The organism is Halorubrum sp. Atlit-26R, from assembly GCF_003666015.1.
Taxonomy (GTDB): Archaea; Halobacteriota; Halobacteria; order Halobacteriales; family Haloferacaceae; genus Halorubrum.
In genome coordinates this window covers 1-700 of sequence record NZ_QPLT01000230.1, presented here as the reverse complement: position 1 = coordinate 700, position 700 = coordinate 1, and the positions used below count along the sequence as shown (strand labels likewise).

The window sequence follows — 700 nt, the reverse complement described above, 5'->3', positions numbered from 1 at the left end:
CGTAGGAGTCCACGACGACCTCGCCGGACGGCGAGGTGAGGTCGGCAAACGACGCGAGCAGGTCGGCGAGTCGATCCAGCGAGCCCGCGAGTCCGACCTGCGTCCCGTTGGCGAGGACCGTCTCGAAGCCTCCCGCCGACGGCTCTGACCGACTCGCCCCGACCGGCGGGTCGAACATATCACCGACGACCGCTGTCTCGACGCCGCGCTTGCGGGCCGCGCGAACCGCGTTCGGACTCACGTCGAAGGCGACGACCTCGCCACGCTCCTGTCCGGCGAGAGCGTGTTGGCCCGCGCCGCATCCCACGTCGAGGACGGGCGTCCGAAGCGAGTCGACGAACTCGCGCTTCGCGGCGGACCACCGCTCGGACGGGACGAGATAGTTCTCGTAGACGTGCGCGTCGCCGGCAGTACCACGGGCGTCGTCGCCGGCGCGGTAGACGCACGGCGCGCGCAGACTGCCGCGAACCCGGTCCAACATCGCCAGTCCGAGGGCGTCGTCGGCCATGACGACTCGTTCGTCGCCCTCGTGTAAATTATATTTAATGTGTTATGAGGTAATAATCAACAAGGCCAGAGGAGGCGAGAGGGAGAGGACGAGGGCGAGGAACGTCAGTCCAGCCGGTCCAAGTCCCCGTGTAGCTCGCGGTTCATCACGTCCGCGACGAACAGTCGGATGCGCTTGTGGAGTTCCGCTTCG

At 67.0% G+C, this 700-nt stretch carries 1 protein-coding gene; it reads right to left on the bottom strand.

Features of this window, described 5'->3' with window-relative positions; all coding sequences use genetic code 11:
• A partial coding sequence (locus tag DVK07_RS20290; protein WP_147441283.1) for a bifunctional 2-polyprenyl-6-hydroxyphenol methylase/3-demethylubiquinol 3-O-methyltransferase UbiG occupies positions 1 to 508 on the bottom strand: 508 nt, incomplete at its 3' end.
• Positions 509 to 700 lie beyond the last annotated feature (192 nt).